We start from the raw sequence: 13701 nt of genomic DNA on the forward strand, positions 1-13701 counted from the left end.
CAAACTACTGTCCTCGTCCAATACAAATTGCAATAAAATAAACCCTTTTTATTCCAGCTTTTTTCAACGCTCGTGTACAGGCCTCTATGGTACTTCCCGTGGTATATATATCATCCACTAAAATAACCCCTTCCACCCCTGTTATCATTTTTCCCGCCGAAAACGCCTCCTCCAGGTTCTTAAGCCTTCCCGCCGGGTCAAGCCCCTTTTGGGGCATGGTTTTTTTATTTCTGACTAGCATTGAGGGGCAAACAGCAATTCCAAGACGTTCTCCGATCCTGCAGGCCAAAGTTTCCGCCTGATTAAATCCCCTCTCCTTTCTACGCGAAGGATGGACCGGAACAGGAACAAGAACGTCCGCATCCATACGCTGGATCAACTTCCCATACCGGGCACATATCGCTTCCCCATAAAAGTCCAAGTATTCCCGCTTATTCTTATATTTGATTTTCGCCATGGAACTTCCAGCATTTTGATCATAATTCACAAGAGCCCTTCCATACTCAAAAGTACGCTTATGCCTGACACAGTCAAAACAATACTCCATATCAGAACTTATTACCTCCTTCCCACATTTTTTACAGACAGGGTTCTTAACAAATGACAATTTTTTCACACATTCCGGGCAGATTAGCCTACCTTTTGGCATAACGATTTCGTCACAGACTGGGCATCGTCTGGGGAATAGCAGATCAATTAAAAAAGATGGGTACATATAAAAGATTCTCCTTAAGTAGATTTGAAATTAAGATATAAATTTGAAATTTAATTTTAGGATTGAATTCAAGATATGAATTTTAAGAATTGAATTTTAAGTTTGGATTTAAGATTTAGATTTTGGGATTTGATATAGATTTAAGAAAAGAATATAAGAAAAGTATATAGAAAGGAATATTAGAAAGGAATATTAGTTAAGAATATTAGTTAAGAATATTAGAAAATAATATTAGAAAATAATATTAGAAAAGATCTAATATAAATAAATCAAAAGGATTTATAGATGGCCCCCCCATACAACTCCCACGCGCCAAAGAACTTACGCAAGCGACGAGCCGAACGAACATGCATACATGTTCACTCGACAGCCACCGCAATAACAAGAAAAACAAACAAGCAAATTTCTCTCCGTTAAGATAACATACTAATCTCACAAATCCGGTCCTTCAAGCCCGAATATCTCCGCTGCTCCATTTCATTATTCACCATATCTCCGAAGATTTCCGGCATTCCCACCAGGCAGACACAAGATTTCGCCCGGGTCACCGCGGTGTAAATCAGGTTCCTGGTCATCAACATCCTTGGTCCGGAAAAAACAGGAATGACCACTGCCGGGTATTCACTTCCCTGAGACTTGTGAATGGTAATGGCATAGGCAAGCTCCAACTCCTCCAGCTGCTTAAAGCTGTAGTCCACCATACGCCCTTCGTCGAATTCCACAGTTACCAGCTCTGCAAAGGCATTGATCTCCCGGACAATGCCCATATCCCCATTGTAAACACCGGTGCCCTTGTCCATAGGAATCCCATACTTGTTGCGGACCTCCCACTCAATGTTATAATTGTTCTTGATCTGCATGACCTTATCACCTACCCGGTAAGTGACTCCGGCCGTTTCCTTTTCAGCTTTCCCATCTCCTGGGGGATTTAAATATTCCTGTAAAATGGTATTTAACCGTTCCACACCGATGGCGCCTTTTCTCATCGGCGTCATGATCTGAATATCATAGGTCTTTGCATGAACATAACCTGGTAATTTATCCTGAACCAATGTAATCATGGCATTGATGATCGCATTTGGATCCTCTCTCTTTATGAAGAGAAAATCATTGCTCTTTTTCCCCAGGGGGACCTGCTCTCCCCTGTTGATTTTATGGGCATTGACCACAATATCGCTTTGGGTTGCCTGACGGAAAATCTTAGTGAGCATGACCACATTAAAGCTTCCGGAATCAATCATATCCCGTAGCACGTTACCAGGGCCGACGCTGGGAAGCTGATTCACATCTCCCACAAGGATAAGCCTTGTCCCCGGATTAATTGCCTTTAGCAAAGACTGCATCAAATGGATATCTACCATGGAAGTCTCATCAATGATCACCGCATCAGCATCCAGAGGATTTTCCTCATTTCTTTCAAAATGCATTCCCAGAGACCTGTCATCTCCCGGGACTCCAGTCAGCTCCAGAAGCCGGTGAATAGTCCTCGCCTCATATCCAGTAGCTTCCGTCATCCTCTTAGCCGCCCTACCGGTAGGAGCCGCCAGGAGAATTTCCATCTCCTGGCTTTCAAAGAACCGTATGATGGTGTTGATGGTGGTCGTCTTACCAGTACCTGGACCTCCGGTAATAATGAGAAGCCCGCTGTTTACCGCTTCTACCACTGCCTGAACCTGCTTTTCATCCAGCTCAATCTGTTCTTCCTTTTGAAGCTTAAGAAGCTGGGTCTGTATCTCCTCTTCCGGCATCCTCCCCCTGATATTTAAGTCGTGAAGCATCTTTGCCACATTCAGTTCCATGTAATAATACTGGGAAGCGTAAACAATCCGTTTCCCTTCTAACTCCCGGATGACAAGCCGTTTATCCAACTGCATATCCATCAGATGCTTTTCTATAAAAGAAGGTTCTATTTTAAGAAGCTCCGAGGCCTGGGATAAAAGGTCTTCCTCTGGCAAATAGGTATGGCCGTTAGCCGTAGCCTGTAAAAGGATGTACAGCACGCCACACTTGATACGGAAATCCGAATCTGTGAAAATTCCTGCTTTTCTGGCAATTTCATCCGCCATTTTAAATCCTACGCCGGGAATATCATCTGCCAGCTGGTAAGGGTTTTCCTTTAACACGCTGTAAAGTCTGGGCCCATACTCCTGATAAATTTTTACAGCCAGATTCATGGTAATTCCATACTCCTGAAGGAACATCATGGCCTGGCGCATCTCCTTTTTCTCCTCTACCTGCTGAGAGATGGACATCGCCATTTTTTCGCTGACTCCCTTTACTTCAGAAAGCCGTTCCGGTTCCTCTTCCATGACACGGAATGTATCAGCTTTAAAGCGGCGGACAATCCTGGAGGCAAGAGCTGCCCCGATACCCTTGATGGCTCCTGATCCCAGGTACCGTTCCATAGCCGCAGTATCCTCCGGAGCCTTGATCTCATAGCTCTCTACGGTCATCTGCTCCCCATAAACCGGATGCTCGGTCATGGAGCCCACGGCTTCAATCATTTCGCCCTCGCTTATGTAATGGAAACTTCCCACAAGGGTATACTCTTCTCCTGCATTCACGAGACTCAGTACCGTGTAACCGTTGTCCTCGTTCCTGTATTTAATTTTCTCTACAAATCCGCAGACTGTTGCCATGGCTCCTCCCGTAAACGATAAGAAACACACTTTATAGGTTTCTTATCGTTATCGCGTCAGACGCCGAATGAAGATGAAACATCTCCACCCGGCTCGTTGTACGCACAAATACAAGCGGACTGCCGCAAAACCAGCCCCGCCGGAATCTTGCGATGCCGCCAGGGTCGTTCTAAAGCAGTCCTGTCAACCATAGGCAGGACCGATATTTCTATCAGCCTGTCTCTTGGTTAAAATTCTGTTTTATTATCTCCGCCATGCATGAATTCAATAAATTTTCCTGTTCCAATGGCCACAGCAGTGAGCGGGTCCTCTGCAATCATCGTTGTGATTCCGGTCTTCTCCTCAATTAAAGCATCCAGACCGCTTAAGAGAGAGCCGCCTCCCGTAAGCACGATTCCCCTGTCAAAAATATCGGCTGCCAGTTCCGGTGGAGTACGCTCCAAAACGTTGTGTACCGCGTCTACGATCTGCATAGCCGGTTCTTTTAAGGCATCCAGAGTCTCGTCCGAAGTTACCACAATGGTCTTTGGCAGACCGGTAACAAGGTTACGACCGCGAACCTCCATGGTTAAGACCTCCGGCCTTCTGTATGCTGCACCGATGTTGATTTTGATTTCCTCAGCCGTTCTCTCACCGATCAAAAGGTTATGTTTCTTTCGCATGTATCGGACAAGGGCTTCATCAAAATCATCTCCTGCAACCTTTATGGAGGTGCTAACTACCGTACCTCCAAGAGAAATAACTGCAATATCAGAGGTTCCTCCGCCTATATCAACGATCATATTGCCGCAGGCCTTTGCAATGTCGATTCCCGCACCAATCGCTGCTGCAACCGGCTCCTCTATGATTGCTACCTCTCTGGCTCCTGCCTGATAGGTGGCATCCTCTACCGCTTTTTTCTCCACCTCAGTGGCTCCGCTTGGAATGCACACACTGATTCTTGGTTTTCTCAGTGTTCTTTTACCAACCGCCTTGTTGATAAAGTATTTAAGCATCTTTTCTGTTACGGTATAATCAGAAATAACGCCTTGGCGAAGAGGCCTTACTGCCACAATATTGCCTGGTGTTCTTCCGATCATCAGTCTGGCTTCCTCTCCAATTGCTTTGATTTTATTAGTGTCACGGTCAATGGCTACAACGGAAGGTTCCTTTAATACAACTCCCTTTCCCTTGATATAGACCAGTATGCTTGCTGTACCTAAATCAATTCCAATATCATTGGACATCATCATTATGATTCCTCCTGTTCGCTGAATCCTGTTCCCAGGGTTACTTTTATCTTCAAAATTATGCCTAATTCGTAAATGAAGTCACAGTTTCTATCTTATTATATACAATAACCCTAGGATTTTAAAGGTTTTTTTTAATTTTTATTATGTTTATTTTTTTTTAATATATGGTACACACTTTAGTCACATTTTCTCCGTATAATAGTAGTACGTTATCTGAAAGGATAACGGGCCTTTTGTTTCAAGTAACTTACTTGAAATCACAAAGCTTTTTCATACTCATACCGGACGGCGAGAGCCGTCCGGCCCCCCTAAAGAATACACTTACCCGCTTCTTACTGGAAGCGGTTTTTTTATTTTAATTACGTTCTAATATCTCGATTTATGGTTAGGTTCATTTTGGTTGGGTTCTTTCTGGTTAGGATCTTTCTGGTTAGGTTCTTTCTGGTTAGGTTCTTTTTAGTTAAGTTCTTATTCAGGTTCTTTTTAGTTAGGTTCTTTTTAGTTAGGTTCTTTTTAACTCATCAGAGCCGAGAAGCATTCTGCGAGGCCTAAGCGCATCTATATCTGTCAAAGTTCTGAAAATTCAGATTATATCGTCGCATCTTACGGCATCGTCAAAGACTGATAAACGTCCTAAAAAGTCAAAAGAGGACACCATCCAGTATCCTCTCCTACTGTCATTCTTCTCATTCAATCCAAATAATTATATGTTCCATCTAGCCTAACTTTTTTCTTCATCAAGAAAATATTAAGATAATTTAAGCGCCCATTCCCTGCAGTCCAGCACTCTGGTGGCAATTCCATCGTAGAATTCCGGTTCATGGCATATCAGGAGAATACTTCCCTTATACTCTTTTAAAGCTCTCTTAAGTTCTTCCTTTGCCTCCACATCCAGATGGTTGGTAGGCTCATCCAGTAGAAGGACATTGGTTTCCCGGTTAATGAGCTTACATAATCTTACCTTTGCCTGCTCTCCTCCGCTGAGCACCCGCACCTGACTCTCAATGTGCTTGGTAGTCAGACCGCATTTGGCAAGAGCTGACCGGACCTGGTACTGGGTATAGGAAGGAAACTCTTTCCAGATCTCTTCGATGCAGGTGGTGGTATTACCGGGAGTCATCTCCTGTTCAAAGTATCCAATGGAAAGGTAATCTCCAAGCTCCACACTTCCACCTAAGGACGGTATAAGCCCCAGGATGCTCTTTAACAGGGTGGTCTTTCCAATACCATTTGCACCTACCAGCACCACCTTTTCCCCGCGCTCCATGGAAAGATTTAAAGGACTTGACAAAGGCTCCTCATAACCTATAACCATGTCCGTAGTCTCAATGATATATTTTCCGGCTGTACGGGCTTCCATAAAATGAAACTCCGGCTTTGGCTTATCTTTTGAAAGCTCAATGACATCCATCTTATCCAGCTTTTTTTGTCTGGACATGGCCATGTTCCTGGTGGACACCCGGGCCTTATTACGGGCCACAAAATCCTCCAGCTCCGCAATCTCCTGCTGCTGCCGCTTATAAGCCGCCTCTAATTGCGCCCGTTTCACCGCATACACTTCCTGAAACTTTTCATAGTCGCCCACATAACGATCCAGGCTTTGGTTCTCCATATGATAGATGATGTTGACCACACTGTTTAAGAATGGGATATCATGGGATATCAGGATAAACGCATTTTCATACTCCTGGAGATACCGCTTCAGCCATTCAATATGCTGTTCGTCAAGATAATTCGTAGGCTCGTCAAGGAGAAGGATATCAGGCTTCTCAAGTAACAGCTTTCCTAAGAGGATTTTGGTCCTCTGGCCTCCGCTTAATTCCGTCACGTCCTTATCCAGGCCCATGTCGCTTAATCCTAAGGCCCTGGCCACTTCCTCCACCTTTGAATCAATAATATAAAAATCATGGGCCATGAGAAGGTCCTGAATGGTTCCAAGTTCCTCCATCATGGAGGTCATGGTTTCCTCATCTGCCTCACCCATTTTGTCACAGATCTCATTCATCTGTTCTTCCATCTGAAACAGGAACGCAAAAGCGCCTTTTAATACATCCCGGATGGTCATCCCCTTATCCAGCACCGTATGCTGGTCCAGATAACCGACTCGGACCCGTTTCGCCCACTCCACCTTACCTTCATCCGGCTGTAATGTTCCGGTTATTATATTCATAAATGTGGATTTACCTTCCCCGTTGGCTCCGATCAGGCCGATATGCTCTCCCTTTAAAAGGCGGAAGGATACATCCTGAAAGATGGCACGGTCCCCGAATCCATGGGTCAGATGTTCTACGTTTAATATGCTCATTGAAAAACTCCTTTATTATTACGGTTTACTTTGGCTTTTCGCCGGTTTTTCACTATTCTAAATACGAAACATCATAATTCTACATGACTGAAGCAATTAAGGCAAGCAAAGGTTGCAAAAAAAGTCAAAAACGTTTATGATAAACCCAAAAGAATTTTCCATGGAAGGGATAAGTTTATGTATTTATATACTTGGTATCAATGGCTTCTGTTTTTCTTCATCTATTGCTTTATTGGCTGGATCATCGAATCCACTTATGTTTCCGTAAGAAGCCTTCATTTTGTAAACCGCGGTTTTCTCAGACTTCCCCTTCTTCCGCTCTACGGAAGCGGGGCTATTATCATGCTGTGGCTTTCCATTCCAGTCCAGGGCAACCTATTCTTGGTGTTTCTCTTTGGTATGCTGGGTGCTTCCGCTCTGGAATACGTGACCGGATATGTCATGGAGCGTCTGTTTAAAATGAAATATTGGGATTACAGCAGCAATCCCTTTAATATAAACGGCTATGTCTGTCTTACCAACTCCATCGCCTGGGGCTTTCTTACTCTTTTGCTGACGGAAGTTATCCACCGTCCCTTAGAGTGGCTGGTCCTTCACTTAAACGGGACAGCGTGCATCATCCTTGTGATTATGGTTGGCATCCTTTTTATCACTGATGCCATACGCTCCACCAAGGAAGCCTTAGACCTTGGCCGCATCCTGGAAACCATGACCAAGCTAAAATCCGAGCTGGATGAGGTGCAGGTGCAGATGGCCCTGTTAAAGGCGGAAACCGCCCAAAAAGTATCCGACATAAAAACTGAGACTATTATGAAGGCTGCCAGCTTAAAGGGAGAAACCATGGAAAAGATTTCCTCTCTGAAAGCCGAAACTGCCAGTGCATTAAAAGAATCTGCCTTAGTGGAACGCCTTCAGTCACTAACAGAAACCAAAGAGAAATTGACCGGACGATTGACCTCTTATCGAAAGGGAATCCTTCGCCGGAACCCTACTGCTTCATCCCGGCTGTTCGGTGAGGCCTTAAGGGAATTAAAAGAATATTCTAAAAAATATAAAAAGTCATAATATAAAAATATAAGAATAAAGACGGAGCCTGGCGAAAAGTCAGGCTCCGTCTTTATTCAGTCAAAAATCCTACATCATCTTATCTACCATAGCCATAACAGCCTCTCCAAGCTTAGCAGAACGCTCATCCGCATCCACCATAGAATCACCCTTAACGCCATAGTAAAATTTAATCTTGGGTTCCGTTCCCGAAGGCCTTACACACAGCCATGCATCCTCTGTCAGATCGTAATAAAGTACATCCGACTGGGGAAGTCCGGTTGGTCTGGTTTCTCCGGTATTCATATCCTTAACGGTATCAAGCTTATAATCCCTGGCAGAAAGAACGTGATATCCGCCAACATCTGCCGGCGTTTCCCTGCGCATGGTCTCCATGATCGCCCGGATCTTTTCCTGTCCCTCAATGCCTTTTAAGCCGATGGCCTTCACCGCATCTTTATAATAGCCATATTTCTCATACATGGCAATCATGGCATCCCACAGGGTCATGCCCTTTGTCTTATAATAGGCGGCTGCCTCACACAAAGCGACCGTAGCGGAAATGGCATCCTTATCACGGGCATAGGTTCCGATCAGGCAACCATAACTTTCCTCCAGGCCAAACATGTAGGTTCCGTATCCGGATACCTCTTCCTTTAAAATCTGCTGGCCGATGTATTTAAAACCGGTTAAAACCTCAATAAGTTCACAGCTGTAAGCCTTCGCTACTGCATCCACCAGATTAGTGGTAACAATGGATTTGATTACCTGTCCATCTGCTGGGATCGCTCCTCTTTCCTTCTTCTGACTAAGTACATATTCGCACAGAAGAGAACCGGACATGTTGCCGGTCAAGGGGATGTACCCGCCGGATTTCCCATCCTTTACATACACCCCAAGACGGTCAGCATCCGGGTCTGTTGCCAGAACCAGATCCGCATCCTTTTCCTTAGCAAGAGCAAGGCCCAGTAAAAAGGCTTCCTCTGCCTCCGGATTGGGATAGCTGACCGTTGGGAAGTCACCATCTGGCAGCTCCTGTTCAGGAACCACATACACATGGGTAAAGCCAATTTCCTTTAACGCTCTTCTTGCCGGAAGATTGCCTGTACCATGAAGAGGAGAATAAACAATTTTAATATCATTCTGCATCTGGTCAATGGCATCCTGGTTTACTACCTGAGCCTTTACGTGAGCGATATATTTATCATCCAGATCAGCTCCGATGATTTCATATTTACCTGATTTCTTTGCTGCTTCCACAGTCGTCGTCTTAACCGTTGAAATATCCGTGATATTTAGGACTTCTGCAGTTACCCCTTTGTCATGAGGAGGAGTAAACTGGGCGCCATCCTCCCAGTATACCTTATATCCATTATATTCCGGTGGGTTGTGACTGGCCGTAATGTTGATACCTGCAATACAGCCTAACTCCCTTACAGCAAAAGAAAGCTCCGGTGTGGGTCGCAAGGATTCGAATTTATAGGCTTTGATTCCATTGGCGGCCAGCGTAAGTGCTGCTTCCTCTGCAAACTCCGGAGACATGTGCCTGGAGTCATATGCAATGGCCACACCCTTATTAACGCCGCCCTGGCTTATTATATAATTTGCAAGACCCTGGGTCGCTTTTCTTACTACATAGATATTCATACGGTTGATTCCGGCGCCGATGATACCTCTTAAGCCAGCGGTGCCAAATTCTAAATCCTGATAGAACCGCTCCTTAATCTCATTCTCATCATCACCGATCCCCCGGAGTTCTTCTTTTGTCGCCTCATCAAAATATGGATTTAAAAGCCATTCCTCATATATACTCCTGTAATCTTTCATAAGCAAAATACTCCTTTCCCTCCTTCACTGTTATGGATATTATAAATCATAACATGGTAAAAGAAAAGTGTATTTCCATTATTTTGTATCCAAACTGAATCAAGCGGAGTTTCATTCAATTTTGAATTCTTGACAGGAAAAGATTCCGCAGGGGCTGCTGAATCTCTAAATCCTTTAGCTTTTCAATATTCCGTGCGGGAATCCAGGCTTTATTGGCATTATAATAAAAGTTAATCTGCTTCCAGTATTTTTCAGGATATAAAAATAAATAATATAGGCATATCCTGTCTGCATCCGAAAGAGGGAGAACCTTTGTATAAGTTTCCAGCATGGCCATACCAAGCTTCAAATTCCAGTCATGCTTTTCCATGGCTTTCCGCATGAAATGATACAGGTCCTCCATCTGCATGCCCTTATGCATGCGGTTGAATTCCACGATAGCCACATCATGAAAACACATCAGGACGTGGTGCTGGTTTAGGTCCCCATGACATAAATACTCCTCACTGTCCCCCCGGTTTTCATAAAAGCCTGCCATCCCTTTACAGGCTTCCATGGCCTGTTCGAAAAATATATCATAATTCCCCATGACACATAGTTCAAACTCAGACTTTTTTCGTTTATTCCGGATGAACGTGCGGGCGCGTACCAGCTCCCTGTTATGGCGTTCCATTTCCTCAGCCGGCTGCTGTACCAAAATGGACCCTAGATTCCATTCCTCTTTAAAATCAATCCGCCGCAGCACTTTATGTAAAGAAGCAATTTGTTCGATGGCACATAATACCTCTTTGCTATCCTTCAAATTGCATTCCCGATCCGCATACCAGTCTTTTACGATCCACCGGGATCCATCCTCGGCACTGGAGAGGAGTTCACCATCTTTATTCCTGACGTAACGGTCCACTTTCAAGTGGCAGGATTCTTTCATCTGTGAAAATACCTGATCTTCAAATTCCAGGCGCTTTAAGGTTCCTTTATATTCCCGAAGCAGTTTAAGCCCCTGATTCGACTCACACAGCCAGGCGCCCCGGCCGCGTTTCACATCCAGAATTTCAAGCTCATACTGCGAAAGCACCTCTGTGTATTTCTCGTTCACAACCACCCCTCCAACTCTTAGCTTATCAGCTACTTCTAGGGTATGAAGAGGTGGAAAAAAATATGCAAAATACGGTAGAAAGTTATACGGGCCTTACCCTTGTTCCTTAATAAATTGTTCTGCTGATTTCATCAAATATTCCCTGTTATTGCATTCCGGCTTTTCAAGTACCAGCTGGAACAAACGGTTAAGCACCGTTCCCATCTCAGGCCCCGGCTTCATGCCTGCATCGATCAATTCCCTGCCGGTAACGACCATGTCCTTTAGACGGATACAATCCCCAGCCTTTAAGATTTCCTTCGAATACTGCTCCACCATTTTTAACCTGGTTTTATAGGATGTATGGCAGAATACCTTCTGGAAGCACAGCAGGTCCTTATATAACTCCGGGGAAAGGGTGCTCATAACCTGCCGGATGGCCGGCTTATGAGCCGGAATCTCTGTTTTCCACAGGCTGACCAGTGTCTTTGTCTGATAGATGGTATCATTATCAAGCTTCAGCTCCTTAAGAATTCTTACCGCATCCTCGGGTTCCTCAAGCCTTAAAAAACCGGTCCAGCGCATGTGCTTTACAGAAGGCAGCCCGGTAAGCCTCTCTACTTCCATAAGCTTCCTTCCCGCATCTTCAAAATACTCTGAGATATAAGGGCCAATCCCGTTTTCATATACCTCCTTAAGCCTTCCGGGATGATCGGAAAGGAGGAGCTTTGTAAGCTCCACCTGGATCCGCTCCTTGCTGACCTTAGCCATGTTGGGAGCTATAACAGAAATTGCCGCCCTTGTCTTAGCTTCCAGGTCAAAGCCCAGCTGGGCAGAAAAACGGATGGCCCTAAGGATCCTTAAAGCATCTTCGTTAAACCGGTCATGAGGGTTTCCCACGCAGCGGATGATCCGGCCCTCCAAATCCTTTACCCCGTCAAATGCATCCACTAAACCCTCACGGTCACTGTATGCCATGGCATTGATGGTAAAATCCCGGCGTTTCAAATCCTCCAGAAGGTTTCCTGTAAATTCCACAGATTTGGGGTGGCGCCCGTCTTCATATTCTCCGTCTATGCGGTATGTGGTCACTTCATAACCTTCATGGTCAATAAGTACTGTAACCGTACCGTGTTGGATTCCCGTATCAACCGTTCTGTTAAATATTTCCTTCACCTGTTCCGGCTTTGCTGAGGTTGTGATATCCCAGTCTTCCGGCGACCGGCCTAACAGGCTGTCTCTCACGCAGCCTCCCACCACATAGGCTTCAAAGCCGCTGGTATTCAGTTGTTCGATGATCCTCCTCGCCGCCTCCGGAACCTGAATCTCTATCACCTTTTCTACCTCCTGATTTTCTTCCTGCCGTTTTTAATACGCTCTGCCCCAGTAAACCATCTTTACCGCAGGTTTTCTACAGCATACACAGGTATCGGCAAGTGTTTCCTGCTTAAATGGCATACATCGGGATGTTGCTCCTGTAATCTCCTTGATCTTATCCTCACATTCCTGGGAGCCGCACCACATAGCCTTTACAAAGCCCGGTTTTTCCTCCACAGTTTTAACAAAGGTATCCATATCTGTTGCCTCGTAGGTATGAACATCCCGGTGAATTCTGGCGCGTTCCAGCATATCCTTTTGGATTGTCTCCAGAAGCTCTCCTACCTTATTATTTATCTCATCTAAGGATACGGTAATCTTCTCATGGGTGTCACGGCGTACCAAGACCGCCTGGTTCTCTGAAATATCTCTCGGACCGATTTCCACACGAACCGGAATACCACGCATCTCTGATTCGCTGAACTTCCATCCCGGACTCTTATCGGAATCGTCAACTTTTACTTTATAATTAGAAAGAATTTCTTTTAACTCATAAGCCTTATCAAGTACGCCCTCCTTCTGCTGCTGAACCGGAACGATGATCACCTGGATCGGAGCAATTCTGGGAGGAAGCACAAGGCCGCTGTCATCACCATGGACCATGATGATACCACCGATAAGTCTGGTGCTCAATCCCCATGAAGTCTGATGAACATACTGAAGTTTATTTTCCTTATCTGAATACTGAATATCGAAAGCTTTTGCAAACCCATCTCCAAAGTTGTGGCTGGTTCCTGACTGAAGCGCCTTTCCATCGTGCATCAGGGCTTCGATGGTATAGGTTGCCTCTGCTCCGGCAAATTTTTCCTTATCAGTCTTTTGACCGCGTATCACAGGCATTGCAAGGATTTCTTCACAGAAATTTGCGTATATATTAAGCATCTGTTCCGTTCTTTCCTGTGCTTCATTGGCAGTCGCATGAGCCGTATGGCCTTCCTGCCACAGAAATTCTCTGGAGCGTAAGAACGGTCTGGTGGTCTTTTCCCAGCGCACCACGGAACACCACTGATTATAAAGCTTCGGTAAGTCACGGTAGGACTGGATTTCTCTGGAATAAAAATCACAGAAAAGGGTTTCTGAGGTAGGTCTGACACAAAGCCTTTCCTGCAGCGGCTCCAAACCTCCGTGGGTTACCCAGGCCACCTCAGGAGCGAATCCTTCTACATGGTCCTTTTCCTTTTCAAGAAGGCTTTCCGGAATAAACATAGGCATGTAAACATTTTCCACCCCTACTTCCTTAAACCTTCTGTCAAGCTCGCTCTGAATGTTTTCCCAGATGGCATACCCTGCCGGTTTGATGACCATGCAGCCCTTTACACTGGAGTAATCAATTAACTCTGCTTTCTTTACAACATCCGTATACCACTGCGCAAAATCCACCTCCATGGATGTAATCGCCTCTACTAATTTCTTTTCCTTTGCCATAACAATTCTCCTTTCCTATCCTCATAAAAATAAAAAGAGCCATCCGTTCCCTAAAAAGGGAC

9 protein-coding genes and 1 other annotated feature (1 of these 10 running past the window's edge) are annotated in these 13701 nt (G+C 45.0%); of the genes, 1 reads left to right on the forward strand and 8 read right to left on the reverse strand.

Annotated features, from left to right (window positions below):
* Window positions 1–4 precede the first annotated feature (4 nt).
* The 4 genes from H171_RS17110 to H171_RS17125 form a co-directional block, all read right to left on the reverse strand.
* Complete coding sequence (locus H171_RS17110; RefSeq protein ID WP_100306214.1) at window positions 5–715, reverse strand: ComF family protein; 711 nt, start codon at window positions 713–715, stop codon at window positions 5–7.
* A 413-nt stretch (window positions 716–1128) separates the two neighbouring features.
* A complete protein-coding gene (gene recD2 / locus H171_RS17115) occupies window positions 1129–3354 on the reverse strand; it encodes an SF1B family DNA helicase RecD2 (protein WP_100306215.1) in 2226 nt (741 codons plus the stop codon).
* Between the two features lie 227 nt (window positions 3355–3581).
* Window positions 3582–4592, reverse strand: coding sequence for a rod shape-determining protein (mreB, locus tag H171_RS17120; protein WP_100043511.1), 1011 nt, complete (start codon window positions 4590–4592; stop codon window positions 3582–3584).
* Between the two features lie 742 nt (window positions 4593–5334).
* On the reverse strand, window positions 5335–6891 hold the full coding sequence (locus H171_RS17125) for an ABC-F family ATP-binding cassette domain-containing protein (protein ID WP_100306216.1): 1557 nt from the start codon (window positions 6889–6891) through the stop codon (window positions 5335–5337).
* 177 nt (window positions 6892–7068) lie between these two features.
* Here H171_RS17125 and H171_RS17130 point away from each other — a divergent pair, with 177 nt between their 5' ends.
* On the forward strand, window positions 7069–7956 hold the full coding sequence (locus tag H171_RS17130) for a putative ABC transporter permease (RefSeq protein WP_100306217.1): 888 nt from the start codon (window positions 7069–7071) through the stop codon (window positions 7954–7956).
* Between the two features lie 69 nt (window positions 7957–8025).
* Here the strand turns inward: H171_RS17130 and H171_RS17135 are convergent, their stop codons facing one another.
* From H171_RS17135 to proS, 4 genes are all read right to left on the reverse strand, one after another.
* A complete protein-coding gene (locus tag H171_RS17135; protein WP_100306218.1) occupies window positions 8026–9762 on the reverse strand; it encodes a phospho-sugar mutase in 1737 nt (578 codons plus the stop codon).
* 115 nt (window positions 9763–9877) lie between these two features.
* A complete protein-coding gene (locus H171_RS17140) occupies window positions 9878–10858 on the reverse strand; it encodes a protein kinase family protein (RefSeq protein ID WP_100306219.1) in 981 nt (326 codons plus the stop codon).
* 93 nt (window positions 10859–10951) lie between these two features.
* Complete coding sequence (locus H171_RS17145) at window positions 10952–12169, reverse strand: CCA tRNA nucleotidyltransferase (RefSeq protein WP_100307565.1); 1218 nt, start codon at window positions 12167–12169, stop codon at window positions 10952–10954.
* A 36-nt stretch (window positions 12170–12205) separates the two neighbouring features.
* Window positions 12206–13639, reverse strand: a complete 1434-nt coding sequence (gene proS / locus H171_RS17150) for a proline--tRNA ligase (protein ID WP_100306220.1) — start codon at window positions 13637–13639, stop codon at window positions 12206–12208.
* 53 nt (window positions 13640–13692) lie between these two features.
* Window positions 13693–13701, reverse strand: a binding site (T-box leader) (it continues 200 nt past the right edge of the window).

This window comes from [Clostridium] celerecrescens 18A, assembly GCF_002797975.1.
In the GTDB taxonomy this organism is placed as follows: Bacteria; Bacillota; Clostridia; order Lachnospirales; family Lachnospiraceae; genus Lacrimispora; species Lacrimispora celerecrescens.

Bases quoted from the DNA above. Each gene is read 5' to 3' on its own strand.
- proS (WP_100306220.1), bottom strand. From the start codon at position 13,639: ATGGCAAAGGAAAAGAAATTAGTAGAGGCGATTACATCCATGGAGGTG.
- H171_RS17135 (WP_100306218.1), bottom strand. From the start codon at position 9,762: ATGAAAGATTACAGGAGTATATATGAGGAATGGCTTTTAAATCCATAT.
- H171_RS17130 (WP_100306217.1), top strand. From the start codon at position 7,069: ATGTATTTATATACTTGGTATCAATGGCTTCTGTTTTTCTTCATCTAT.
- H171_RS17110 (WP_100306214.1), bottom strand. From the start codon at position 715: ATGTACCCATCTTTTTTAATTGATCTGCTATTCCCCAGACGATGCCCA.
- H171_RS17125 (WP_100306216.1), bottom strand. From the start codon at position 6,891: ATGAGCATATTAAACGTAGAACATCTGACCCATGGATTCGGGGACCGT.
- recD2 (WP_100306215.1), bottom strand. From the start codon at position 3,354: ATGGCAACAGTCTGCGGATTTGTAGAGAAAATTAAATACAGGAACGAG.